24 protein-coding genes are annotated in these 23703 nt (G+C 38.1%); 4 read left to right on the plus strand and 20 right to left on the minus strand.

Annotation, left to right across the window (positions count from 1 at the left end):
- Positions 1-14: 14 nt before the first annotated feature.
- The 7 genes from AC6CHR_RS14340 to AC6CHR_RS14370 form a co-directional block, all read right to left on the minus strand.
- Entirely contained in the window at positions 15-1505 is a 1491-nt protein-coding gene (locus tag AC6CHR_RS14340) for a sensor histidine kinase (RefSeq protein WP_498249635.1), read from the minus strand.
- The gene (locus tag AC6CHR_RS14345; RefSeq protein ID WP_498249636.1) at positions 1502-2530 is read right to left on the minus strand and encodes a sugar-binding protein; all 1029 of its coding nucleotides are present in this window, start codon (positions 2528-2530) and stop codon (positions 1502-1504) included. The genes AC6CHR_RS14340 and AC6CHR_RS14345 overlap by 4 nt, the downstream gene beginning before the upstream one ends.
- 310 nt (positions 2531-2840) lie before the next feature.
- Positions 2841-4151 (minus strand): prolyl oligopeptidase family serine peptidase, encoded by a 1311-nt coding sequence (locus AC6CHR_RS14350; RefSeq protein WP_498249637.1) that lies wholly within the window; start codon positions 4149-4151, stop codon positions 2841-2843.
- 38 nt (positions 4152-4189) lie between these two features.
- The gene (locus tag AC6CHR_RS14355; RefSeq protein ID WP_498249638.1) at positions 4190-6598 is read right to left on the minus strand and encodes a beta-glucosidase; all 2409 of its coding nucleotides are present in this window, start codon (positions 6596-6598) and stop codon (positions 4190-4192) included.
- A gap of 372 nt (positions 6599-6970) precedes the next feature.
- Positions 6971-7363 (minus strand): hypothetical protein, encoded by a 393-nt coding sequence (locus tag AC6CHR_RS14360; RefSeq protein WP_498249639.1) that lies wholly within the window; start codon positions 7361-7363, stop codon positions 6971-6973.
- A gap of 120 nt (positions 7364-7483) precedes the next feature.
- Positions 7484-8035, minus strand: a complete 552-nt coding sequence (locus AC6CHR_RS14365) for an REP-associated tyrosine transposase (protein ID WP_498249640.1) — start codon at positions 8033-8035, stop codon at positions 7484-7486.
- 186 nt (positions 8036-8221) lie between these two features.
- Positions 8222-8365 carry a YwzD family small protein gene (locus AC6CHR_RS14370; RefSeq protein ID WP_498249641.1) on the minus strand — a complete coding sequence of 48 codons (144 nt, stop codon included), beginning with the start codon at positions 8363-8365 and terminating at the stop codon, positions 8222-8224.
- A 312-nt stretch (positions 8366-8677) separates the two neighbouring features.
- Here AC6CHR_RS14370 and AC6CHR_RS14375 point away from each other — a divergent pair, with 312 nt between their 5' ends.
- Complete coding sequence (locus AC6CHR_RS14375) at positions 8678-10312, plus strand: SWIM zinc finger family protein (protein ID WP_498249643.1); 1635 nt, start codon at positions 8678-8680, stop codon at positions 10310-10312.
- Positions 10305-13070: a DEAD/DEAH box helicase gene (locus AC6CHR_RS14380; RefSeq protein ID WP_498249644.1), complete on the plus strand. Its 2766-nt coding sequence runs from the start codon at positions 10305-10307 to the stop codon at positions 13068-13070. The genes AC6CHR_RS14375 and AC6CHR_RS14380 overlap by 8 nt, the downstream gene beginning before the upstream one ends.
- Positions 13071-13379: 309 nt before the next feature.
- Here AC6CHR_RS14380 and ssb read toward each other — a convergent pair whose 3' ends face one another.
- Both ssb and AC6CHR_RS14390 read right to left on the minus strand, forming a co-directional pair.
- Positions 13380-13727, minus strand: a complete 348-nt coding sequence (gene ssb / locus AC6CHR_RS14385; RefSeq protein WP_498249646.1) for a single-stranded DNA-binding protein — start codon at positions 13725-13727, stop codon at positions 13380-13382.
- 218 nt (positions 13728-13945) lie between these two features.
- Positions 13946-14350 (minus strand): hypothetical protein, encoded by a 405-nt coding sequence (locus AC6CHR_RS14390; RefSeq protein ID WP_498249647.1) that lies wholly within the window; start codon positions 14348-14350, stop codon positions 13946-13948.
- 251 nt (positions 14351-14601) lie between these two features.
- On the opposite strand from AC6CHR_RS14390, the gene AC6CHR_RS14395 reads away from it, so the two are divergent.
- Positions 14602-15015 (plus strand): helix-turn-helix domain-containing protein, encoded by a 414-nt coding sequence (locus AC6CHR_RS14395; RefSeq protein ID WP_498249649.1) that lies wholly within the window; start codon positions 14602-14604, stop codon positions 15013-15015.
- Positions 14984-15511, plus strand: coding sequence for a YwpF family protein (locus AC6CHR_RS14400; RefSeq protein ID WP_498249651.1), 528 nt, complete (start codon positions 14984-14986; stop codon positions 15509-15511). Before AC6CHR_RS14395 ends, AC6CHR_RS14400 begins: the two co-directional genes overlap by 32 nt.
- Positions 15512-15766: 255 nt before the next feature.
- Here AC6CHR_RS14400 and AC6CHR_RS14405 read toward each other — a convergent pair whose 3' ends face one another.
- From AC6CHR_RS14405 to spoIIID, 11 genes are all read right to left on the minus strand, one after another.
- Positions 15767-16657 (minus strand): peptidoglycan-binding domain-containing protein, encoded by an 891-nt coding sequence (locus tag AC6CHR_RS14405; RefSeq protein ID WP_498249653.1) that lies wholly within the window; start codon positions 16655-16657, stop codon positions 15767-15769.
- Between the two features lie 473 nt (positions 16658-17130).
- Positions 17131-17700 carry a spore coat protein CotJC gene (cotJC, locus tag AC6CHR_RS14410; RefSeq protein ID WP_498249655.1) on the minus strand — a complete coding sequence of 190 codons (570 nt, stop codon included), beginning with the start codon at positions 17698-17700 and terminating at the stop codon, positions 17131-17133.
- Between the two features lie 62 nt (positions 17701-17762).
- The gene (locus AC6CHR_RS14415; RefSeq protein ID WP_498249687.1) at positions 17763-18023 is read right to left on the minus strand and encodes a spore coat protein CotJB; all 261 of its coding nucleotides are present in this window, start codon (positions 18021-18023) and stop codon (positions 17763-17765) included.
- Positions 18024-18025: 2 nt separating this feature from the next.
- A complete protein-coding gene (locus tag AC6CHR_RS14420; RefSeq protein ID WP_498249657.1) occupies positions 18026-18289 on the minus strand; it encodes a spore coat associated protein CotJA in 264 nt (87 codons plus the stop codon).
- A gap of 197 nt (positions 18290-18486) precedes the next feature.
- Positions 18487-18807, minus strand: coding sequence for a hypothetical protein (locus AC6CHR_RS14425; RefSeq protein ID WP_498249659.1), 321 nt, complete (start codon positions 18805-18807; stop codon positions 18487-18489).
- Positions 18808-19006: 199 nt separating this feature from the next.
- Positions 19007-19447, minus strand: coding sequence for a 3-hydroxyacyl-ACP dehydratase FabZ (gene fabZ, locus AC6CHR_RS14430; RefSeq protein WP_498249661.1), 441 nt, complete (start codon positions 19445-19447; stop codon positions 19007-19009).
- A gap of 137 nt (positions 19448-19584) precedes the next feature.
- Complete coding sequence (locus tag AC6CHR_RS14435) at positions 19585-19893, minus strand: DNA-directed RNA polymerase subunit beta (protein ID WP_498249663.1); 309 nt, start codon at positions 19891-19893, stop codon at positions 19585-19587.
- A 12-nt stretch (positions 19894-19905) separates the two neighbouring features.
- Complete coding sequence (locus tag AC6CHR_RS14440; RefSeq protein WP_498249665.1) at positions 19906-20736, minus strand: flagellar hook-basal body protein; 831 nt, start codon at positions 20734-20736, stop codon at positions 19906-19908.
- A 21-nt stretch (positions 20737-20757) separates the two neighbouring features.
- Complete coding sequence (locus AC6CHR_RS14445; RefSeq protein ID WP_498249667.1) at positions 20758-21561, minus strand: flagellar hook-basal body protein; 804 nt, start codon at positions 21559-21561, stop codon at positions 20758-20760.
- A gap of 274 nt (positions 21562-21835) precedes the next feature.
- Positions 21836-22837 (minus strand): rod shape-determining protein, encoded by a 1002-nt coding sequence (locus AC6CHR_RS14450; protein ID WP_498249669.1) that lies wholly within the window; start codon positions 22835-22837, stop codon positions 21836-21838.
- 271 nt (positions 22838-23108) lie between these two features.
- A complete protein-coding gene (gene spoIIID / locus AC6CHR_RS14455; RefSeq protein WP_498249671.1) occupies positions 23109-23384 on the minus strand; it encodes a sporulation transcriptional regulator SpoIIID in 276 nt (91 codons plus the stop codon).
- Positions 23385-23703 lie beyond the last annotated feature (319 nt).

Consider the following 23703-nt stretch of genomic DNA (forward strand, 5'->3'; position numbering starts at 1 on the left):
GTTGTGGTTCCTCCTTATTTTTGGGGACTGGCCCCAGCATCGATGTCTTGGGGTCTGGCCCCATCAGTGAAGTCGTGGGGACAGGCCCCAGGTAGTTTTATCCGAATGATCGTTCCTTTGTCTTTTTCAGAGAGTATTTCTAATATGTCTGGTTTTTTGTAGACTAGTTCTAGACGTTTGATGACGTTGCGCAGACCGATGCCTGTTGAGTGTCCTTGGTGTTCTTCTTGTAAATCAATTTTCTCTTTGGATAGGATTTGTTGCTTCTTTTTTTCGTCGATTCCTTTTCCGTTGTCGGCTACCTCTACAATGACTTCGTCTTGAACGCGTGAGATGGTTAGGCTAATGATGCCGCCTTCTTCAAGGTTTTCGATGCCGTGGATGAATGAATTTTCAACTAATGGCTGTAGGGTTAGAGAGGGAATTCTCACGTCTAAACAGCTTTCGTCTATGTTTGTTTGAAAGGTGATTCGCTCCGCAAATCTTGTTTTTTGAATATAAAAGTATTCTTTTACAACGTTTGTTTCTTCTCTTAGTGTGACTGATTTATTGATGTCCTCAAGGCTTGATCGCAACAATGTTGAGACTGATTGGATCAGACGTGATGTGACGGCTGCGTCTTCTAAGTAGGCCATTCGTGAGACGGTGTTTAGTGTATTAAATAGGAAATGCGGGTTGATTTGATTTTGTAAATGTTTCAATTCCAGCTCTTTAAGTAATGTGTCGAGCTCTGATTTTTCTTTGATTTCTTCGATTAGTTGTTTAATATTTTCGCGCATTTGTTCAAATGATTCACTTAACACCTTTAGTTCATCATTTGTCTTTACCGTTATTGGCGGTCCATCGAAGTTCCCTGCCGAGATCTCCTTTGCGGCTATCGATAGACTTCGAAGTGGTCTCGTTAGGCCTCGTGAGAACCAGACAGCTGTAAATAGTGCGAATAATAGTGTTGAACTGAACAGATTGATGATGAACCATTTAAAGGCAGTTTGACGTTCTTCCATTTCTTGATAAAACACTTGATAGTCTGCGAGCTCCAAGTTCAAGAGTTGTAAGGTTGATTCAAGAATATAGGATGAGATATTGCGGACTTCCTTCGCATGTTTGGTATATTGATCAAAATTATTAAAGCGGACTGCCTCAATGGTAATGTCACTTTCATAGATTAAGTTATTGACCATCCGCTGGTATTTTGCTAGTTCAGCTTTATTGATTCCCGTCATTGCTTCATCGGTGAGTCGATTATTATTTTCTTTTAGACGTAGCTTAATATCTTTGTATTCGTCGACATACATCATGTCCTTTTCAACGACATAGGCATTGATTTTTTCATAGATTTGCGTTGATTGTTGGGTGATTTCATTGAATAGTAAAAAGCGTTCAAAGCTGCCGTGATATTCTTCAACGAATTGGGTACTGCTAAAGTAAATCGAGTAGGATACCACATTAAATAGAACGACAAATGCTAAGAAGTATAATAAGAGCTTGTTGCGAATGCTAGTCATAGTTGGCCCTCTTCTCCCATGGCTGACGGCGATATTGGCAGGTCTTCTTTATGGATCACCTTTGTGTCAGTATGCTGGAGTGGTTCAAGTTCCTCTCCATTTGTGTGTTGAATTAGTTTCTCGACAGCCTCGTAGCCCATTTGATAGGGAAATTGCACAACGGTTGCTTCAATGGTGCCGTTCTCCATGTATTCAAGAGTTTCTGGAAGGATGTCAAAGCCAATGATATAGAGATTGTCTTGCGCTTTGACGTTGCTCACCACCTTGGCAATGCCGATGCCATCGAGCGCACTCGTTCCATAGAAGGCCGTGATCGTTGGATACTGCCTAAGGATTTTATGGGCGGCTTCACTTGCTCCAAGCTCTGTAATATTTGATTCCTCCACCGCTATCACCTCGATACGATCCTCTGTTGCGATCGCATCCTTAAAACCCTCAACTCTGAGCTTTTGATGTGATGCGTCTTGTCTCCCAGTTATAATTGCTACTTGCTGAGCACCCTTTGTATCATTAATCATCGCCTTGCCAGCGAGAAAGCCCGAGTAATAATTATCTGTGCCCACATAGACATCCCGCGCGCTTTCCGGTGCATCTGTGTCAATCGTGACGATCGGAATCACCTTTTCCTTCGCTTTGGTAACAAGTTCACTAAATTCCTCCTCACCAAGACCCTGAGTAATGACCCCGTCGACAAGGCCTGCGATTGCCATGTCGATTGTTTTTAGATGCTCATCATTGTTAGCTTGTTTAGGGCCTAGATACTCTAGATAGACGTTATGGAACTTGGCAGCATCGCGCGCACCCTGTTCGACTAAGCGCCAGTAGTCGTTGTCTAGTTCTTCTGGGATGAGGACGAAATGGTATTTTGCTGTAGTTGTTGTGGGGACTGGCCCTTGGACAGCTTGTGTGGGGTCAGGCCCCTCAGCAAAATGAAAGGTCTCTTTTCCGTAATATAATGTTAGTCCACTAGTTAGAAAGAATACTAGAAACGTGATGATATATAGGAAATGACGAAAATAGCGCATGTAATCCCACCTGTAAGCGTTTTCTGTTATTGTAGACGATATTTGTGAGAATTGGTAGGGGGAGATTTTGTGGGTGGGGATGGTGGGGCCAGTCCCCACTACTCTTTGATTGGGGACTGGCCCCTTTAACGGACTAAAGAAAAAAGTAACAACCTACATGATTCAATGCAGGATGTTACTTATTAATATGGAAATCTATCAATGCTGTAGCTTTGAAATAAAGGTTGATCATTATCTACCAAGGAAAAAAACCTTTCGTTTTTTAGACACTTTCTGTCTTGTTGAAATTACAGAAAATCTACCTATCTGATTATTTATTTAACGATTGGGAAGCCATCCATTCCATGATTGATGTTGTTTTCCCATTATACGTTGATTCAACTTCATTGTTATATACATAGATCCATGACCAATGACCATTGTATTGATATGGTGTTCCATCAGCATTTTTGAATAAGCCTGTAGTATCGTGCACATCATCAAATAAGGTTAATTGAACATCTTGAGCTCCAGCTTCGATCAAACGATCATAGGTTGGAAGTGTGTTATTCTTTGGTAGTAATGTTGAATCATTTTTTGCCGTAACGAACCAAATTGGAGTCTTTCCTATGTTCTCGATATCTGCCTCAGTAACTAATGAATCGTTTAGACCTTCACATACTGGGAATGCAGCTGCAAAGTACCCTGGATAATCGCGAACCATAAGCATTGTCATATATCCACCATTGGATGCCCCACCAATATAAATTCTGTTAGCATCGATATCAGGGTTATTGGCCACATAATCTTTGATTAATGCCATAAGTGCTTCTTCATACTTTGAAGTTCCGTCTGCTCCTCCAGTTAGATAACCATCCATCCATTTAGTTGGTGTCTGAGGTGCTAAAACATATGCTCCACCAAAATAAGATTGTATGTCATCAGTGATAAAGTTAACGGCTTTATTTGCTGATAGTGGGATAGTTGGGTCTGTACCACCTTCACCACCACCATGTAACCAGATGATTAATGGATTTTTCCCCTTGTCTTTTTTTGGTGCATAATCTGCATAAGTTAAAGTAATACCATCATCAATAGCTTTTCCAGTCGAGAAATCATCTACAAGTTCTCTTGTTCCTCCGTCAAACATATTAACAACAAGACCTGAAATTGTTCCTGAATTCAAACCAATATCTTGCACTTGTGTAATGGTATATTCTGAATCAATCCATACATTAGCTCCGCTGTAATAGTTCAGCGCTGAGCCTAAAGATACGTTTGGTCCGATTTCCAATTCTAATACAACATATTTTCCTCTAACAGTAGGTTCGCCATTTTTTCCAGCCACATAGGCGTTTGTTACTGTACGGTACCCTTTTTCCAATAACGGATTTGATAACCTGTCGTCACTTCTTGTTACATGAACGTTAAACGTATCCTTAGTTACTGAGTCTTGGGGTATTGGCTTACCTATATCCACAATTACCTTTGTAATCGCTGCACCCCAGTCATGTATTTCTGTAACAGTTTGATAAGATGTTTCTTTCACCTTCGCTTCCTTCGCAAACGTATCAAAACTGATCGAAAGTGTCATTGCAACTGTTAAAATAAAAAACATGACTTTTTTTAGGTGTTTTACCATTTACATTTCCCTCCTCCTTTTACTTCTAAATTCATCCTTTAATCAAACTTAGACAATCTATCAATTGGTACTTGTGGTTCTAAAACATCATTCACCTCTTCTACAAGAATATCCTTATCTATTTTAAATGTAGCTGTTTCTTTAATTTTTGTAGATGAAGCCCCTACTTTTACTTCATATGTTCCCTTTTCTATTACCCATGCCGATAACCCCTCATCAAATGATGCAATGTCTTTTGTATTAAGCTCAAATTTTAAATTCTCTTTTTTTCCCGGAAGTAATTCTTTTGTTTTCGTAAACGCCTTCAACTCTAGTTCTGGCTTTTCAAGCTTACCGTCAGGAGCTGAAACGTACACCTGTACTGCTTCTCTTCCTGCTACATTCCCTGTATTTTCTACTGTTGCATGAACGGTAATTTTATTTTTGAAATTATTGTTGTTTGTCACCCTTACCTTACTATAGTCGAAAGTTGTATAGGATAATCCATAGCCGAATTCATAGGAAGACTTTACATTAAATGTTGTATTGTAACGATATCCTACATAGATATCTTCCTCATATGGGAAGCCGCTGGCAGATCCAGGGTATCGATCCGCATAAGGAAGATCGCTGTAGTCCACTGGGAATGTTTGTGTGAGTTTACCTGATGGATTTACTTTCCCAGTTAAAACATCAGCAACTGCATTTCCTAGTTCTTGGCCTGGCTGCCACGCAAGTACAATTCCATCTACTTTATCTTTCCAGCTTTCCACTTCTATCGGTCCTTCTACATTTAATACTGCAATGACTTTCTTTCCTTTGGCATGATAGGCATTTGAGACATTTCTGACCACTTCTTGTTGAGATTCAGAGAGGTAGAAGTCTTCTTTATCACGGTCAACAGCATAAGACCCAGGAGCTGTTCCAATAACGACAATACCAACATCTGTATTTTCAGCTGCTTCTATTACATCTTCACTAATATCCATTTCAGGCAGTTTTGGTCCAACAGAACCAAACGTACCTGGGGTACCTTTATAGGCATCTTGACTTCTTAATTCTGAAACATAATCATCGTATTTTTCGATAAGTGATGTATTTAAAGATAGCCCTGCATTTTTTAGCCCTTCTGCAATTCCAATTTGATTTTGAGCATTTACTAGTGCACTTCCTCTTCCACCCGTGTTAATTTCACTGATTGGCACGCCAAACAAGGATGCGCTTACATTATTTTGAATCGGTAATGCTGATTTTTTATTTTGAAGTAGGACCATTCCATCAGCAGCGGCTTTTCGTGCGACTTTTGCCCCTGCTTCAAGATCAGGATTATTTGAAGCTACTGCACCTTTAAAAGTAGGTGTTTTAACCACAATACGAAGTATTTCTTTAACATTTCGGTCTAGAATAGCTTCATCCAAATTACCGATATTTACAGCATCAACAATACTTTCTGACTGAGTAGCATTACCAGGCATAAATAAGTTTGTTCCTGCTTCCACCTGCTTAACAATCTTTCTTTCAGCAAATTCCCAATCCGTCATAGCAAAGCCGGTAAAACCAAAATCTTTTCTCAATACATCGGTTAATAATTCTTTATTTTCCGTTGCATAAGTACCATTTAGCTGATTGTAGGAATCCATAATCGTCCATGGGTCAGCTTCTTTTACAGTCATTTCAAAACCCTTTAGGTAGATTTCTCTTAATGCCCTTTGACTGACAACCATATTTCCATTGTTGTTTGTTCGTTGGTTAAAAGCAGCAAAATGCTTAATGGTTGTGCCCACACCATTATCTTCAACAGCATTTACAAATGCTGTTGCCATTTTTCCAGTAACCACAGGATCTTCTGAGAAATACTCGAAATTTCTGCCGTTTAGAAGGTAACTCTGAATATTCATTCCTGGGGAAAGAAGAAGATCGATACCATATGCCTTCATTTCATCGCTTGTTGCATCACCAACTTCTTTGACCAATTCAGTATCCCATGTAGATGCTAAAACGGTTGGTGACGGGAATTTGGTTGCGTAATAGGTTTTGTCATCGTCCGTTCTAGTAGCATTTATTCTAACTCCCATAGGTCCATCAGCCATTACAATTGCAGGGATGCCTAAACGCGGTATTGCTTGGGTTTGTCCTGCAGCTCCAGGAACCTTTGTGGCTTGTCCACCAATTATTTCTCCATTTTCACCTGTTAGCCCGCCTTTATTACCACCAACAACCAAAAAGGATTTTTCTTGCAATGTCATTGCTGCCACAACAGAATCAATTGACGCTTCATCTACTAGCTGAGGAATAGCAACCTGCTGTACTTCCACATTTTCATTTCCACCTTTTACAACCTGATGTGTCTTAGCGTATGCGCTATTTGCTAATACAGATTCCAAGCTAAGTCCGGAAATAACGACCCCAGAAGCAAGGACAATTACTAAGACCTTCTGCCTTCTTTTCTTTTTCATTTTTTCCAACATATTTCTCACTCCTTTTATTTTTTAAAACGCTTACATTTTGTTGTCTCTCATCACCTATGTGAAATACTACTCCTTCTATCTTACCAACACTCAAAACAATCAGAATGTTGAAACTTCTGTACTTTTTTGCTATTTCTAGCATTTTATTATTCTAATTCAAAAATGGGGCCAGTCCCCACTACGTTTTGACTGGGGACTGGCCCCTTTAACAGACTAAAGAAAAAAGTAACAACCTACTCGACTCAATGTAGGTTGTTACTTTTTAATATGGAAATCTATCAATGCAGATATTTTTTCATAAAACGATAATAGCGTAATTTCTTTTTGGATTTTTTTGTAGTGTGGGTATGTGGATGATAGCTGCCAGTGGATTTACAACTCAAATTGGTGTTTAATTTTTGCAATTTCTCTTTCATTGCGAACTGCCTTTTGCCATGTGTGCTCATGATCCGCTTCTAATGATTCAAAACGACTGATAAGTTCAATATGTCTCTCTTCATTTTCACTTCGCATGGTTTGCTGTTCTTCTTTCATTGCTGTTAGATCTGACTTCATTGTTGATTGTTCTTCTTTCATTGCTGATTGATCATCTTTCATTGCTGTTAAATTTGATTTCATTGTTGATTGTTCTTCTTTCATTGTTGTTAAATCTAACTTCATTGTCGACTGTTCTTCTTTCATTGCTGTTTGTTCCGTTCTCATCCCACCTACCATTGAGATTAACTGTGCTAACATGTCTTCGATCCTACTTAATCTTTCTTCCATTTCATCCACCTCCTTCTACATAATTTTACAATTTTTCAAACTGGTTGGCTAGTCATATTTGTTAAAGTGTTAAGGGGCCAGTCCCCGACACTTTGACTGGGGACTGGCCCCTCCACTTTGTTACTTTTCAGTTTCATCCCCAGTTTCTTCTATAAAACTTCTGTAAAATTTAATATTTGAGTTTGTGAAGTATGAGAGGGTTTTGCTGGTTGTTACGACGGGATTTTTCGTAGAGGTGATGTATTCACGGTAGCTGCTCCATTGGTAGTCCTCAGGCTTTGAAACGAGATTGGCTTCTACCGGATTGAGGTGGATGTAACGACTGACTGTTAGGAAGTAATTTGCATTATGGATAAGATTTGATCCATACCTATCTTGAAATACGTGGCCTATTAATGAGTGTCTATTGTTGAAGTAGATAGCATATTTTGTATGGATGAGACCCATAATTTGGCTGATCGAGTCTTCTTTTGTTTCTAGTTGGAGATGGAGATGATTATTCATTAGGCAATAGGCGTGGAGTAAGAACGGGTACTTTCTACGGGTTTCCTTTAGAAGGTCGATATATTTGTATTTATCTCTGTTGTCATAGAATATCAATTCTTTTCGATTTCCTCTAGCTGTTATGTGGTAGGTAGCACCAGGAAACCAGATTCTTTTTTTTCGCGCCATTGTTACACACCTTTCATCTTTGTTTGTTGTGGTGGTACTCTTTATTTTGTTCTTGATTAAAGTTGAAATTCCTTTAATGGGGCCTGGCCCCATTAAACGCATTTTTCCCTTTTCGAGCGGTATATTGCTTTTTTGGGGACTGGCCCCAAAAACTAAAAAATGCGAGCGCCTAAGGCGCCCGCATTTTTATGCTGTATATACTTTCTTAATTTGTATGATTAGGTCTTCTAATAATTCATTCATTGTCATGTCAGTCTTTCTTTCGCCTTTATCGTGAGCGCTTAGCAGAATTTGTAGCAGTTCTTCTTGTTTTAGCTGTCCAGCCTTCATGTTTTATAAATCCCTTTCTTATTTACAATATCAGACAATATGAGACTATTATACTTGCAACTAAAGAATAGTACAAGTAGGTGTTCTTAATAAGAGCCAATTAACTTTCAATTGTGAACAAGTAGATATCGTTTTCTTTATTTGGTGATTCTGAGTAACGTAAAAACAACTTGTCTTTTTACTCGTAAATACATTTCGAAAGTAGCTTCTTTTTTATGTCCTCAGTTAATTCTCTTGCTAAACCTTTTTGCTACATCATTTATGCGTTATAATAGAAGAATTAGTTTTTATTTCGAAAGGGGTTCAATGCCTATGCTTGGTCGGGAACTTAGTAAGGAACTTGTGCTTGGTGCCGGTGAACAAATTAAACATTTGCTTTCTCGTGAAGATGAAACTGATCGGAGTTTAATTAAAAAGGGCCTCATCTTATTTCGACAGGGCAGTATTTATAATGTAAATAGTGAAAATCATCTTGTGTTTGCTAAGGTACAGGACATTACAAGCGTCCAGGTTGCGATTGATATGGATGACTTTGTCATGAGTACGTGCACATGTCATTCAACAGAAACGATTTGCAGGCACCAGATCGCTACTTTCCTTTATGTATATGCAAGTGTTGATCGAGTCGGCACGTTTGTTGACCTATGGAAAGAAGAAAAGCCAGTTGATGATATCTTAAAATCCGTTCGAAAGGCAAGTTCTTTATTAAAGCCTGACCAGGAGTATGGCGAGTCATCTTTGGCTAGCTGGGTTGCTTTCTTTGATCGTGAGTATGAGATTTGGTATGAACAAATTTCTCCGCCACATCAGCTTTTTCAGGGACTATTTTATCAATATTATCCTACCCTTAAGAAAAAGGCTCCTAAGTCTCCTGAGATGAAACAATTTTTTATTGTTCAGGCATCTGTGCACGTCTTTTTGAAAATTTTACAGCTCCTTAATAAGACGAAGCCTACTGACTATATGTTACAGCATATTATTTATCCTTATATGGATCAGCTGATTGACAATGTCCGAGCTGCGATCAGTGAAATGAAGCGTTATGCCTTACCCTTTGCACTTGATCCGTTATTGATTGACAGTGTCGAGCGTTTTAGGGAGCTTCTATATACAAGTAAATATTATCAATATGAGCGAATCAACCTTTATCAATTGCTTTGGATTGAATTATTACGACGTGACAAGTTTATAACGATTGAACGTGAGTGGCTTGAGGAACGTCTGGAATATGAGCAAGATGCTGACCCATCCTATGGACCAGAACTGGAAACGGCATTAATGCATATGGACTTTCTTCAGTCTCGAGATGAGCAGATTTTTAGCAATCTCCAGAAGTTAACTCCTACTTCCTTACCGATTACATTTAATTGGGCAGATGACATTTTGAAAAAGAAAAATTGGAAACGTCTTTCAACTTGGCTTTCCTATATGATGAATCTTTCGACAGAGTATATGAATACCTCGTTATCATTTGAAGAAAAACGGGGAACGATTCGCTATATTGTTCAATTATCTAAGGCGTACGGTGATGCAATGAAGGATGAGAAGCTTTTTGAACTAGCTTGCAATAAATTGCTTCCATATAGCTATGCAGAGTATAATGATTTCCTATTGAATAAAGAAAAGTATCGGACCTGGATTGAACTACAGACCTTACTTGGTTTTACCTTATATGAGCTTGATACATACGTGTTAAAGACGATTGAAAAGAGTGATCCTGGTGTCCTCTTGCCACTCTATGTGAAATCTGTCAAGGATGAGATTAACCTGCGATCTCGGGAAAACTATAAGCAGGCAGTACGTTACTTAAAACGAATTAAGTCACAATATAAAAAACTGAAACGAGAAGAAGTGTGGGAAAACTATATTCAGCAATTATCTGACGAACATAAACGACTCCGCGCTTTTAAAGAAGAACTAAAGAAGGGGAAACTGATTCATGATTAATTCGGTTAACATTGTTGTTCATACAGAACAAATTGAGAATTACCATTTTTATCTATACTGTACAACTGAACATGATGAACGACCGATCGACACGAATGAATTTGCCCGCTACCTTTTCACCTGGCATGAGTCCTCCTTCTACGGTACAAAGCTTGAAGACATTAGCTATATTGGGATGCCTTCTGTATTGCTTAGTCCATGGATGATGGTCGAGTTGCTTGGAAAAGAAACCTATAATTCGCTTGCTACAATATCTTTAACTGATGATGCCCAAGTACTAGCGAACCATGCCCATTCAATCTATGAACTTATTGCAGCAGGAAAGTACCTCCCAGACTTCGAAGCTTGGAAGCATGGGATGATCCGTTTTAAGGATGCAACGAACGAGTTAGAGGGTTTTGCATTAGAATGGTTTTCAGCAGCCATTTCTGACTTGATCGAAAAGGATCTTGTTATTAAGAATGCTTGGGATGACATTGTCAATCGATATCCTGTACTGACCACCTTCCAAGGCCATTTCGTTGATGAAGCAGATTTCCTTGAAAAGATTGGTTGGCGTATTGACGATACTCCATTTACAGTAGGGTTGCGACTCAATGAACCTGAAACAGACGGTGAGGATTGGCAACTTGAAATTCTGTTGCGCAGTAAGGATAACGAAAACGAAATTGTCCACTTTCAAGGTGGCGGAGATCTTCCGAAAAAGTGGCGTCCCTTCGCGCAAAAAATCGAGCGTGAACAAGAACGCTTTTCAAAAGTTGTCCCATGGCTTAGTTTTCAAACAGGTACAACTTTTGTCACCGAGGATGAAGCATGGTTATTTTTAACAGATGCTAGTGAAACGCTGATAAATATGGGTGTCGAGATCCTCCTTCCTTCATGGTGGCAAGTTGTCAAAGACTCACAGCTCATGCTTAAAGCTAAGGTATCTTCTTCACCACGTGGGCAGTCGTTTGTTGGCATGAATTCATTGATTGATTTTAATTGGCGCTTTGCCACAAATGGTGTTGAGATGAGTGAAGAGGAATTTACTCAGCTTGTTTCACAGCAACGACGTCTCGTTAATTTCAGAGGACAATGGATCAAACTTGATCCCGCTTTTATTAAACAGGTTCAAGCAATTCTGAAAAAGGCTGATCGCGAAGGTATGCATCTCTCCGATATCCTTCAGCAAGAGCTGACGGCAAAAGATGTTGATGCCGATGTTGAAGAACAGCTCGATACTAGAGCTTTTGCTAATATCCAGATCGAATTAAATCAGCAGATGAAGAAAATGCTTAAACGTCTAACTGATACTAGTGAACTACCAACACATGATATACCAGAGGAATTCCTTGGATCCTTGAGACCATATCAGCAAAATGGTGTTGATTGGCTATTATTTTTACGTAGTGTATCGTTTGGAGCTTGCCTAGCAGATGACATGGGCTTAGGAAAAACAATCCAAATGATCGCCTACTTTTTATATGTAAAAGCAGCTGAGAATCCGGAACAGCCAGCGCTGATTATTGCACCAACCTCAGTACTTGGAAACTGGCAAAAGGAATTTGAAAAGTTCTCGCCTAATCTTAAGGTCAAGCTTCATTATGGTGGCAACCGCGCCAAGGGTGAGCAATTTGCCAAATCGATTAAAGGTGCAGACATTGTGTTAACCTCTTATGGCTTATCACACGCTGATTTTGAAGAGATTTCGGCAATCACCTGGAGCACAGTGTGTCTAGATGAGGCCCAAAATATTAAAAATGCTCATACAAAACAGTCACGCGCAATCCGCAAACTCCGTGGTCAGCATCATATTGCGTTGACAGGTACTCCGATGGAAAATCGCTTGACTGAGCTTTGGTCAATTTATGATTTCTTAAATCGTGGCTATTTAGGCAGCTTACATAGCTTTCATAAGCGCTATGTCCTCCCGATTGAAAAGGAAAGAAATGTTGAACAGATTGAACAGCTGCAGCGGTATATTAAGCCATTTTTACTTAGACGTACGAAGAGTGATGAACAGGTTGCCTTAAATCTTCCTGATAAACAGGAACAAAAGGAATATGTTCCATTATCAATCGAGCAGGCCTCTCTTTATGAGCAATTGGTTAAGGATACCTTTGAACAAGTATCTTCGCTTGCGGGGATGCAGCGGAAGGCATTGATTTTAAAAATGCTTGGTAAGCTTAAGCAAATTTGTAATCATCCGGCCCTGTATTTGAAGGAACAGCAGCCTAAACAGCTCGTTTCACGTTCACATAAGATTGAAAAGCTTCTTGAGTTAACGACTAATATCCGTGAACAACAGGAAAGCTGTTTAATTTTCACTCAATACATTGGTATGGGTGAAATGATGAAAAGCTTACTTGAAAAGGAATTGGATGATAAGGTGTTATTCTTAAACGGAAGTGTGATGAAGGCAGAGCGCGATCGCATGGTTGAGTCTTTCCAGAATAAAGAATATCCAATCTTAATTCTTTCTCTGAAGGCTGGGGGCACTGGCTTAAATTTAACGGCCGCTAATCATGTTATTCACTATGATCGTTGGTGGAATCCAGCCGTTGAAAACCAAGCAACAGACCGTGCTTATCGGATCGGCCAGGATCGTTTTGTCCATGTTCATAAGATGATTACAACTGGAACAATCGAAGAAAAAATTGATGAAATGCTTGAGAAAAAGCAGTCATTAAACGATGAAATCATTCAAAGTGAAAATTGGATAACGGAGCTTTCCTCAGATGAACTTGAAGAGCTGTTTAGCTTATCAATGAGTTAGAAAAGGGGTCCAACTAATGGCAACAAAGCAGAAAAAGACGAAGAAGAATGAATCAGAAAAAAAGACTCCACAATGGGAAAAACTGATCACGTTAATTGAAAAGAAGGTTAAGTAAGCGACAGGATTCCTGTCGTTTTTTTTTTATACTACTAAACGTACAGATGATTCATACCCTCGTACTTCCTCTCAATTGCTAGTCTCAAAAAATTCGGCTGATGTAACAGATTTCTCTCGTTCATCAGCCTTTCGATATGAGGAGAAAAGAGGATAAATATTGATTTTTTCTAATGAGGAAATCTGATTGCTAGTCTAACTTTCCTGTTCAACTAGTTCACGTGGTTTGGCACTCATAAAACGGACGGAATCTGCTAGGACTTCTGTGACGTATACACGGTTTCGTTCTGCATTTTCATAATTTCGTGTTTGGATTCTTCCTGTGACTCCAACAATGGAACCTTTTCGGCAGTAATTTGCCGTATTTTCAGCTGTTCGTCTCCAAACGGTACAATTGACAAAATCAGTGTCGATTTCACCAGCAGCATTTCGAAATTGCCGACTTACAGCAAGTGTAAAATTTGCTACTGGGGCACCTTCTGTTGTGTAACGGATTTCCGGGTCCTTCGTCAATCTGCCTACTAAAATAACTTGATTGATCACTTCGCTCCTCCTCTCTTTTTGTATACAACTGTATTGTATATGATGAAAGAGAATTGGAAAAATGAGTAAAAACCCATTTCCTTTAACAACTAGCTAGAGAAACAACTTTTTCTATTACTGTTTTCTCTCATTTTACGTTTGATAGCTGTGGGTTCGCTCTTTAATTGGTTATTTTACCTGTTTTGGACGTTTTTTCTGTCTACTCTGTTTTTTTAGCTTTAATCTACCGTTCGTTGTAGTGAGTTTACGATAAAGGAGAATTGACTGTCCCCTGAGAAGCTTATACTATGAAGAATTTTTTGAAAGGAGAGAGATTGTAGTACGTCTTTTTCTAGGGGTGTTTCTATGTAGTGTTGTTTGACCTCATCCCATGTGAAATAGTTCATCGATAGATTTCGTTGTACTAGTTGAAAGATTACTTTTAAGAGTCCTTTTTTATCTAGTGTTTCGTATTGTATATCCACGGTTGCATTTAATGGGACACTAAAATGATGATAGTTTGCTATCCCTGATTTGTAATCACCTACTTTTAAATTAACCAGTTCTTCTGTTCTAGTCTCTTTTACCTGAAATGCATCACTTGGTTGTTTTAAATAAATACACTTTAGCTTAAATTCAATCATCCTATGACCTCTTTTCTATTATTTTCATAATTAGTATAATTGATTATATTAAAAGACAACGCTTACAAAATTGGGTTATTTAGTGAAATTTGACGAAATTTAACGAAAAAATCGGATTTATCCCTATCTTTCGATTTGTTTTTACGTTATCCTCTTAATAGGTCTTATTATCTATATATGTCCTTTTTTTGAACAAATTGGAAATAGATCGTATAGAGAACATTATTTCTTTAGGGGGGATGGTTTACTGTATGGGAGAGCTTGAGAAGTTTAAAATGAATATGAAGTTTTATCGAGAACGCAGGGGTTGGTCACAAGCGGAATTGGCTGAGAAAGTTAGTGTTTCTCGGACTGTAATAACAAAGCTTGAAACTGGTGAACAAGAGCCTGATTTATCTTATCTTCTAGCATTAAGTAAACTCTTTGAAGTAAGCATTGATCATCTTATTGGCAAGGATACACCTACGACTGAAATCCTTTTTGAGGTATATGGTGAATATGAAACCAAGGATTCCCTATCAGAAGTAGTTGATCATTTAGTTAAAAATCCAAAGTTAACAACAAGCTTACATCAGTTACTACTAGTCAAAACAAGAGACCGTCGTTTAATTGAAGAGATGTTGGTCACGATTATTGGTAAAACTAGTCGGTTGGCTGAGCGTTGATCGATTTTTAGAAAATATCTCTTATGCTATACTATATAAAAGTGAGGTGAAGATGATGAAAACGTTTAAGCTTGTAGGGTTGAAAATTGAGATTGAGAGCGATCAGGAAAAAATAAGCCGCGAGATCCCACTTGAGGATGGGCTAGTCCTTAACAGAGAAGATGGCGAAAACTCATGGTTAATTGAAGCTTTAATTCCAAAGGACCAGCATTCGTTTTTTGATCAGTTATTTGAGAATCAAAAGAAAATGAGGGCTTTTGTAACGATTTCTAAAAAAAGCAATGCCCCTGCGCAAATTATTGTAAAAGTTAAAACGATTACAAAACTTGAAAAACACTTATCCATCTTATTAGATGGACGCCTACTAACATCGCGGCCAATGCATGACCCAGAGGTACTACTTCGTTCGTTGATGGGACAAGGCTTATCAGGCGATCATCTTATTGAAGCCTTCACAGAAAATGTCCATCAGCGTAAGGAAACGACGAAATTATAGGAATAGTTAATAACTGAATATCATATTATTCTCAATATAATAAGTATTAAAAGCCCTCCTAATAGAAGGGCTTTTTGTTTTAAGGCACTTTTCTAAATGTTGGTTTTTCTAAGAAAAAGTGTACATTTGGATTCTTCTTTAGATATTGAAAATTTGTTTTAAAAATGACATAGTCATTAAGCAAATTGAGTACTATGAATTCTCAATTCCTATAACAGTTCATATTACGAAAACACTTTTGGCGGAATCTCGTTTTTAAAACATTTTATTCCAAGTATTCTTACCTACAAGTCCGTCCACCTTAAGACCTTGACTCTTTTGATATGCCTTTACAGCGGCCTCTGTCTTTGGTCCAAAAATACCGTCAGCAGTAACACCCACGACAACTTGTATACGTTTCACATTCTTACCTATTGAGCCCTTTTTAACTATAGCACCAGAGTAAGTAACATTATTATCCACAGTAGAAATCCCTAGCTTTTGTAATGTTATAGGACCCACAATACCGTCAACAAGTATACCTTGATATTTTTGAAATTCACGTACAGCTTTCTCTGTCTCTTCCCCAAATACGCCATCACTTCCATAACGAGGTAAACTAAAACCGTTGAGCATGAGCTGATATTGAACTTTTTTGACTTGCTCCCCACGATCACCAAAATCTATAAATTTACTATTTAATTTAACTTTACCAGGTGATTCCCTTACATATCCAGTGTCAGCTTTAAAATAGTCTTCAACTTTACCATTACTATTTAAGTAATAGATAATTACACTTTCTAATACATTATTGTCAAAAGTGATTGAAATTTGGAATTTAAGTTGACCATTCTCAATTCCTTTAACATCAATTTCGTCTTCATTTTCACTTTTAAACTCGTATCCTTCTACAGTTCCAAGTTTATAACTCCATAATTCATACCCGTTAATTTGGTTTTTAGTGATAGAATAGTTGGATCCTAACATTTCTTTAATTTGATTTTTGGATACCCCTGGTATTAATTTTTTCTTTAAATATGATAAATCAATATTATTGCCCAATTTTGCTGCCGATACAGAAACTGTTGATTGAAAAGGTAGTGGATTAGAATCAAACGAAATTAAGGGTGTAACTAAAAGTGCCGATATAATTACTTTTTTTAACATTAAAATTCCTCCTTATTATTATTACATCTTAATAGACGGAATAAGGAAGCTTTTGTTTCAAATATATTACAAATATTCCACTTTATTTCAAGGGATAATAATATGCAAATCAATTTTAACTTATTTTTCCGCTAAAATCAGTAATTATTCTCTACTATCTAAGGTATTTACTAACCGTTTATCGTTTTCTAGGGGACTTCTACATGTATTTTTATTGGAGAGTACCTTTGACTTTAAAAATCTATCAACTTTGCGAGGAAATTTATCAACTTTTACGGATACTTCGGTTAAAAATCTATCAACTTTACCGAAAAATCTATCATTCGACAAATTACGACCCTTTTATCGGCGCAGAACTTGACACAGCTACTCAAATTAAATGTGCAGACATTTGAATACTTTAGGCGTCTCAATGAGTAGAGTCCCAAATACAAATAAACTCGGACCCAAACAAAGGGTTCCGAGCTATACGATTAAAAGATCTTCTTCTGTTGTCGGTCATCCTTTAATATCTCGACCGCTTCTCTAAAGCGTTGAGAGTGGACAATTTCACGTTCTCTTAAGAAGGCTAAGCTATCATTGAGGTCGGGGTCATCTGAGATGTTGATAATCCATTGGTAGGTTGCTCTTGCCTTTTCTTCTGCAGCGATGTCTTCGTATAGATCGGCAATAGGGTCTCCCTTTGCTTGTATGTAGGATGCTGTGAATGGTACCCCTGCTGCGTTTTCATAGAATAGTGCAGAATCATGATTTACATAGTGTGGGGCTAGGCCTGCGGCTCGTAATTGTTCTGGTGTTGCATCCTTAGTTAGTTTATAGATCATTGTGGCAATCATTTCTAAGTGGGCAAATTCTTCTGTGCCGATATCATTTAACAATCCTACTACTTTATCAGGAATTGTATATCGTTGGTTTAGATAGCGAAGAGCTGCTGCTAGTTCACCATCAGCACCCCCGTATTGCTCGATCAAGTATTTGGCAAGGGTAGGATTACAGGTACTGACCTTTACAGGATATTGAAGCTTCTTTTCGTATACCCACATAATTTATTTTCCCCTTTCGTTTATAAGGGATCAGAACTTCCTGATCCCCATTATCAATCTTTCTACACTTGCCATGGCCATGGTGCTGTTCCCCAGCTCCAATTTGCATCTGCAAAACTGCCTCCAAACTGCTGAAGCATACCAAATTTTTCTTCAAATACCTGTTTGAGCTGCTTACTATGTGCGGCATATTGATTAAATTGTTGGAGGGCTTGAACATCAGTTGGATGTGTATCTAAATAAAGGGTCAGCTCGACAAGGACAAAGTCAACCGCTTGAATTTCCTCTAGGAGACGATAATACTCATCTGGTAATTGCTTCACATTCACTGGTTCTTGCCTCCTTTTCCTTCATATGGGTTTTCATAAGGGTCATACAATGCTGGCCATAGCGTTCCCTTTCTCAAGGCAGTCTTAGCTGGGAACTGCTGGAGGTTTGGTGGCTGAAATCCCATATAAAGATTCGGAGGAGTTGAGTAATATTTCAAACCGATTGGTCGGCATGGATCAAAACGACTATGAAAGGGTTGCCAGGCTTTCACTCTAGTGAATGGTGCCTGTTGATCATGGGGATTATTGCCACTTTTCACTTTTCATCCACCTCTTTTTTACATGATATCGGCACATAGCTTTTCGTGCTCTACCACCATCCTATTCATTGGGCCAAGTGTATTATGAATGATTCGGCAAAAATAACTTAATGTGGGACTTGTTGCAGTGTTTCGTTTAGATCAACTGGCACACAAAAAAAGGCCAACCAATAAGGTTGACCTCGTTTCATCTGTTATTATTTATCTTCTTTGTTATCCTCTGGATTTTTCTCTCCAGTTACGCCACCTGCATCATCTGTTCCTTCTCCTGTTGTACCGCCAGTATCACCTTCAACTCCATCATCTGTTGTGCCTTCGTCATCAAGCAATCCGCCGTCCTGATTGTCTTCTTCCATATCCATGTTTTCATCTGTTCCCATGTCACCATTATCTTCTTGCTGCTCTTGATTATTTGCATCATCCTCTGGTGGTGCTGGATCTTCATCATCCGCACAACCTGTGACAATCATTGCTGCAAGTAGAGAACCGGTTATCGTTAATAGCCATTTTTTATTCAATGTTGTTGCTCCTTTCGATTTTTAATTTAGGTATTTGGTCAAGCTTCTGTTTCTATGGTGCCCTAAACGTTTCGTTTCATTCATATATTACATATAGACATAGAATAACGATCTGAAACTCATTTAACGAAAAAAGAGACATATGACCTAGACTTGGTCAAATGCCTCTTTACGATATATTCGCTTATTTAGAATTCACTTACTCTTCTGCTTTTTTCTCCCCTAAAGCAAACATAATTTCCGCTTCACATACTAGCTCACCATCTACTGTCGCGGTTGCCTTCCCTTTACCGAGTGCTCCTCTTGAGCGGATAATTTCTACTTCAAGTCGGAGTTGGTCACCAGGTTTTACTTGTTTTTTAAAGCGACAATTATCAATTCCAGTGAAAAATGCTAATCTGCCACGGTTTTCTTCTTTTTTAAGCATGGCAACCGCACCAACTTGAGCAAGTGCTTCAACAATAAGAACACCTGGCATCACAGGATAATCTGGGAAATGGCCATTAAAAAACTCTTCATTTGCTGTCACATTTTTAATACCAACTGCTCGTTTCCCTTCTTCAACCTCTAATACGCGGTCAACTAATAAAAATGGATAACGATGTGGAATGATTTCTTTAATTTCTTCGATATTTAACATATGTATGAACTCCTTGTATTTTGGCTTTTATTACTTAATTGATTTAAGTTTCTCTTAACTATGTAAAGCTTTCATTGCCTATTATACGACAAAAGGAAGGTTTTCACCTTCCAATTGTACAAAGTTTCGTATTCAGCTTATTTTTTTTCAACTAAATCAATAATATGCTGCCATGTTGATTGATCTAGTGCGTCGCTTACGTCTCCACTTCCAATAACACTATAGCCTACAATGAGACCGACAAGAATACTAACGACCATGAAAATAAGTACCAACAAAACCCTCAACCAAATAGGTAGTAAGCGAATACGGATTCGGATTTTCTTATTCTTTTCAGTTGTTTCTTGAGATTTATTAGCTTTATTGGCCTTTTTAGTCTCTTTGGACTTTTTTGCCTTTTTAACTTCTTCTCTACTCGCTACTTTTGCCGCTTCTTTTGCAACCAATAGTCTTAACTCCTATCTTACACCATTTATTAATCCCAGCATTTGGTCACCCATTGTGATGGACTTAGCATTCATCTGATAGGACCGTTGTGAGATCATTAAATCGGTCATTTCCTTTGATAAATCAACATTGGACATTTCGAGTGAGCCTTGCTGCATAGCTACATCTCCGCGTAAGGCACCTTCTAAATATGTTAGTACGTCATTTATTTGCACACCATCTAGGTCACCTAAGCCATAACGATTATGACCATTTGAAACAAGCATTTGTGGGCGGTCAACTTGAACGACACCTAGTCCATAAATCTGCGCGGGATCAGCATCCGTTTTTGGCACTGCTGTAATTGTCCCATCATCTGAAATCAGTAATTCCTTAAATGTATCATCAAAAATAATTGGGTTTTGATTTTCATCTAGAACCTGTCTACCTTCAGCTGTTGTGAGCATGAATCGGTTTGTTCCATCAGTCGTTGGTGATAAATACAACGATCCATCTCTTGTATACTGGGTTTCCCCGTCGACATCGATTTGAAGAAATTGATTTGGTGAAGTAAAGGCAATATCCAACGATCTACCCGTTTGTTGTAAACTTCCCTGTGAGAAAACAAGAGTACTTCCTAGCTTAGCGCCAGTTCCTTGTCTAATACCTAATTCACTAGTACGACCAATTTCATTATTTATATTTGGTTGATTATTAAATTGTTGACGAACCAGTTCAGAAAAACTTGTCTCTGTTCTTTTATATCCTTGTGTATTAACATTCGCTAAATTGCTGCCAATTGTATCAAGTTGTTGTTGAAGCTGTCCCATTGTATTCGTTGCTGTAATCATCGAACGTAACATCATTGGTTCCCCCTGTTAAGATTAGATGCGACCAATTTCGTTCACGGCCTTATCCATACTTTTATCATACGCTTGTAATACCTTTTGATTTGCTTCAAAAGAACGATACGCTGTCATCATATCTGTATAGGAACGTCCAACATCAACTGTAGAGGTTTCTAAAAAGTTCTGTTTCACATTGTATTGTATTTCAGGATTGTTTAGGGCAGTTGGCAAGACTTGACCGTCCACTGCACGATATAAACCATTTCCTTCTTTTACAAGGTTGCGGACATCTGCTTCAAAACGGACGTCAAGTTGCCCAATGAATTCATTGTCTACAAAAACTTCGCCATCACCTGAGATTTGGTAGTTGCTAGACTGAATTGAGATTGGCTGTCCCGTAGTTGAAAGGACTTGATTTCCATCTGAAAGCAATAATCCATTTTCATCAAGTGTGAAATGCCCATTTCGAGTATAGCGTTCTTCACCAGCTTGATTTTCAACAGCGAAAAGGAGTGCTCCCTTTACATTTGTTTCTGGATTTAACGGTACATTCTGTTCAATTAGAGCTACATCACTCGCTAAACCTGTTTCTCGCAAACCACCTTGGTTGAATTGACTAGTAATCTCTTGCAAATAGACACCCGTATTTACGGACCCAACAGTACTAGGTACAGCTTGATTGTCCATTCTTTTAAGTAACATTTCTGGAAACGCACGAACGGAAGCCTGATCCACTTTATAACCAGGTGTATTAGCGTTAGCGATATTATTAGAAAGCATTTCCGTCCGTTTTTGTTGTGCTAGCATTCCTGCTGTTGATGTATATAAACCTCTTAACATGTGTTCGCCACCTTCATTTAACTATTTCCGTCCATTTGAATTCTTTTTTCGACAGAATTCCCTAAACTTTATTATAAGGGATAACCATTTTTTTCTCATTACATATTTTCAGGAAAAGTTTGTTAGATACTAATTAAATTGTTTTTTTATTTCGAAATTATAAAATTCGATGAGGTTTGAATGAGAGGTCAAGTTGTGGAAATTGATTGATATTCATTCGTTTAATATGGATAAAAAGAGTCTACTAATAAAGACTCTTTTTATAAATTATCTATTAACTGAATTTTTTACGTGGTAGACGATCCATATTATCAAGCATAATACCCGTGCCAATCGCTACACAATCCATTGGTGCTTCTGCAACCAAGACTGGTACTTTAAGCTCTTCTGCAAGAAGTTGGTCTAAACCATTTAGAAGAGCGCCGCCACCTGTTAGGATCACACCGCGATCAATGATGTCTGCAGATAGCTCTGGTGGAGTACGTTCTAATACACTTTTAGCTGCTTGTACAATTCCAGAGACAGGTTCACGAAGTGCATCTTCAATTTCCTTTGAATTCACTGTAATTGTGCGAGGTAAACCTGTTACCATATCACGACCACGTATATCAATCTCTTCATAACGTGCGCCTGGGAATACCGTTGCAACATTAATTTTGATGTCTTCAGCAGTACGTTCACCGATTAGGAGCTTGTACTCTCGTTTAATATAATTTAAAATTTCAAGGTCAAACTTATCCCCTGCCATTTTAATTGAAGAGGCGGTGACAATATCGCCCATTGATAACACAGCGACATCTGTTGTTCCACCGCCAATATCAACAACCATATTTCCATAAGGCTGGAAGATGTCCATACCAGCACCAATCGCTGCTACTTTCGGTTCTTCCTCAAGGAAAACATTTTTTCCACCGCTTTTTTCAGCAGCTTCTCTAATTGCCTTTTGTTCAACTGATGTTATGTTCGTTGGACAACAAATAAGCATACGTGGTTTTGAAAATAAGCCTTTTATATTCAACTTATTAATGAAATGCTTTAGCATTGCCTCTGTTACTTCAAAATCTGCAATAACTCCATCCTTTAATGGACGAATTGCAACAATATTCCCAGGAGTACGTCCTACCATACGTCTAGCTTCCTCACCTACAGCAAGTACTCTTCCTGAATTCTTATCTAAGGCTACAACCGATGGCTCATTAAGCACAATGCCTTTTCCTTTTAAATGGATCAATACATTAGCAGTACCAAGATCTATACCAATATCCCTCGCAAACATTCTATCTATATCCTCCTTGCAAATCTTCATTCCCAGAATAACTAACCTAATTAAATATTGTATCATAAAATTGAAAAAATAGTATGATTTTGTAAAAAAATTTCATAGGTTATGTAGGGATATGTCGATTCACAAAGAATCAGATAGATAGCTTGATATTCAAAAGCTATTTTCGAAATGATTGTTGTTTTTCATACATTGCCTTTTCTTTCGGATAAAGCCTATCATCGTTGCTCGTTTCGTATTTATATTAAATCTTTTTCTTTTGAAATTATTTAACTGGTGCTTCCTCTAAAATCTCGTCCTTCTTGTATTTAAGCTTAGTGGCCTCTCCTCCTCGTAAATGTCTGATTGATTTATGATAATCAAGTATTTCTTTTACTTCATTTGCAAGATCAGGGTTAATTTCTGGTAGCCTTTCTGTTAAATCTTTGTGAACAGTACTTTTGGAAACTCCAAATTCCTTCGCGATTACGCGAACTGTTTTCTTTGTCTCCACGATATACTTCCCAATCTTGATTGTGCGTTCTTTGATGTAATCGTGCACACCACTCGACCTCCCTAATATGGATGTGAGAAGTGTGAAATGAGACTCGCATACTAAGATAGTTTGGCTGACTTTCTCTTAGATGATCGTATGATGCCTCTATTACTGCGTTTTGAACATACACTCACGATCCCTCACCTCAAACACTCTCTTTGATAGGTTTGTAACATTTTATTAGCTTGGGTTAGGGATTATGCACGAAATGTCAAGAGGGACAAGGGTTTATGTAAATTTATTTTTATTTCAGAATATTTTAGCGTGAATATTAACAGATTATTTTTGTAGAATCATTGATTATTTCCCGAGAAATTTGTCGGTA

The organism is Metabacillus sp. GQ13 (genome assembly GCF_059758525.1).

What these genes read in the sequence shown, in the direction of transcription:
- AC6CHR_RS14340 (WP_498249635.1), bottom strand. Translation starts at nt 1,505, where the DNA reads ATGACTAGCATTCGCAACAAGCTCTTATTATACTTCTTAGCATTTGTC.
- AC6CHR_RS14345 (WP_498249636.1), bottom strand. Translation starts at nt 2,530, where the DNA reads ATGCGCTATTTTCGTCATTTCCTATATATCATCACGTTTCTAGTATTC.
- AC6CHR_RS14350 (WP_498249637.1), bottom strand. Translation starts at nt 4,151, where the DNA reads ATGGTAAAACACCTAAAAAAAGTCATGTTTTTTATTTTAACAGTTGCA.
- AC6CHR_RS14355 (WP_498249638.1), bottom strand. Translation starts at nt 6,598, where the DNA reads ATGTTGGAAAAAATGAAAAAGAAAAGAAGGCAGAAGGTCTTAGTAATT.
- AC6CHR_RS14360 (WP_498249639.1), bottom strand. Translation starts at nt 7,363, where the DNA reads ATGGAAGAAAGATTAAGTAGGATCGAAGACATGTTAGCACAGTTAATC.
- AC6CHR_RS14365 (WP_498249640.1), bottom strand. Translation starts at nt 8,035, where the DNA reads ATGGCGCGAAAAAAAAGAATCTGGTTTCCTGGTGCTACCTACCACATA.
- AC6CHR_RS14370 (WP_498249641.1), bottom strand. Translation starts at nt 8,365, where the DNA reads ATGAAGGCTGGACAGCTAAAACAAGAAGAACTGCTACAAATTCTGCTA.
- AC6CHR_RS14375 (WP_498249643.1), top strand. Translation starts at nt 8,678, where the DNA reads ATGCTTGGTCGGGAACTTAGTAAGGAACTTGTGCTTGGTGCCGGTGAA.
- AC6CHR_RS14380 (WP_498249644.1), top strand. Translation starts at nt 10,305, where the DNA reads ATGATTAATTCGGTTAACATTGTTGTTCATACAGAACAAATTGAGAAT.
- AC6CHR_RS14390 (WP_498249647.1), bottom strand. Translation starts at nt 14,350, where the DNA reads ATGATTGAATTTAAGCTAAAGTGTATTTATTTAAAACAACCAAGTGAT.
- AC6CHR_RS14395 (WP_498249649.1), top strand. Translation starts at nt 14,602, where the DNA reads ATGGGAGAGCTTGAGAAGTTTAAAATGAATATGAAGTTTTATCGAGAA.
- AC6CHR_RS14405 (WP_498249653.1), bottom strand. Translation starts at nt 16,657, where the DNA reads ATGTTAAAAAAAGTAATTATATCGGCACTTTTAGTTACACCCTTAATT.
- cotJC (WP_498249655.1), bottom strand. Translation starts at nt 17,700, where the DNA reads ATGTGGGTATACGAAAAGAAGCTTCAATATCCTGTAAAGGTCAGTACC.
- fabZ (WP_498249661.1), bottom strand. Translation starts at nt 19,447, where the DNA reads ATGTTAAATATCGAAGAAATTAAAGAAATCATTCCACATCGTTATCCA.
- AC6CHR_RS14440 (WP_498249665.1), bottom strand. Translation starts at nt 20,736, where the DNA reads ATGTTACGTTCGATGATTACAGCAACGAATACAATGGGACAGCTTCAA.
- AC6CHR_RS14445 (WP_498249667.1), bottom strand. Translation starts at nt 21,561, where the DNA reads ATGTTAAGAGGTTTATATACATCAACAGCAGGAATGCTAGCACAACAA.
- AC6CHR_RS14450 (WP_498249669.1), bottom strand. Translation starts at nt 22,837, where the DNA reads ATGTTTGCGAGGGATATTGGTATAGATCTTGGTACTGCTAATGTATTG.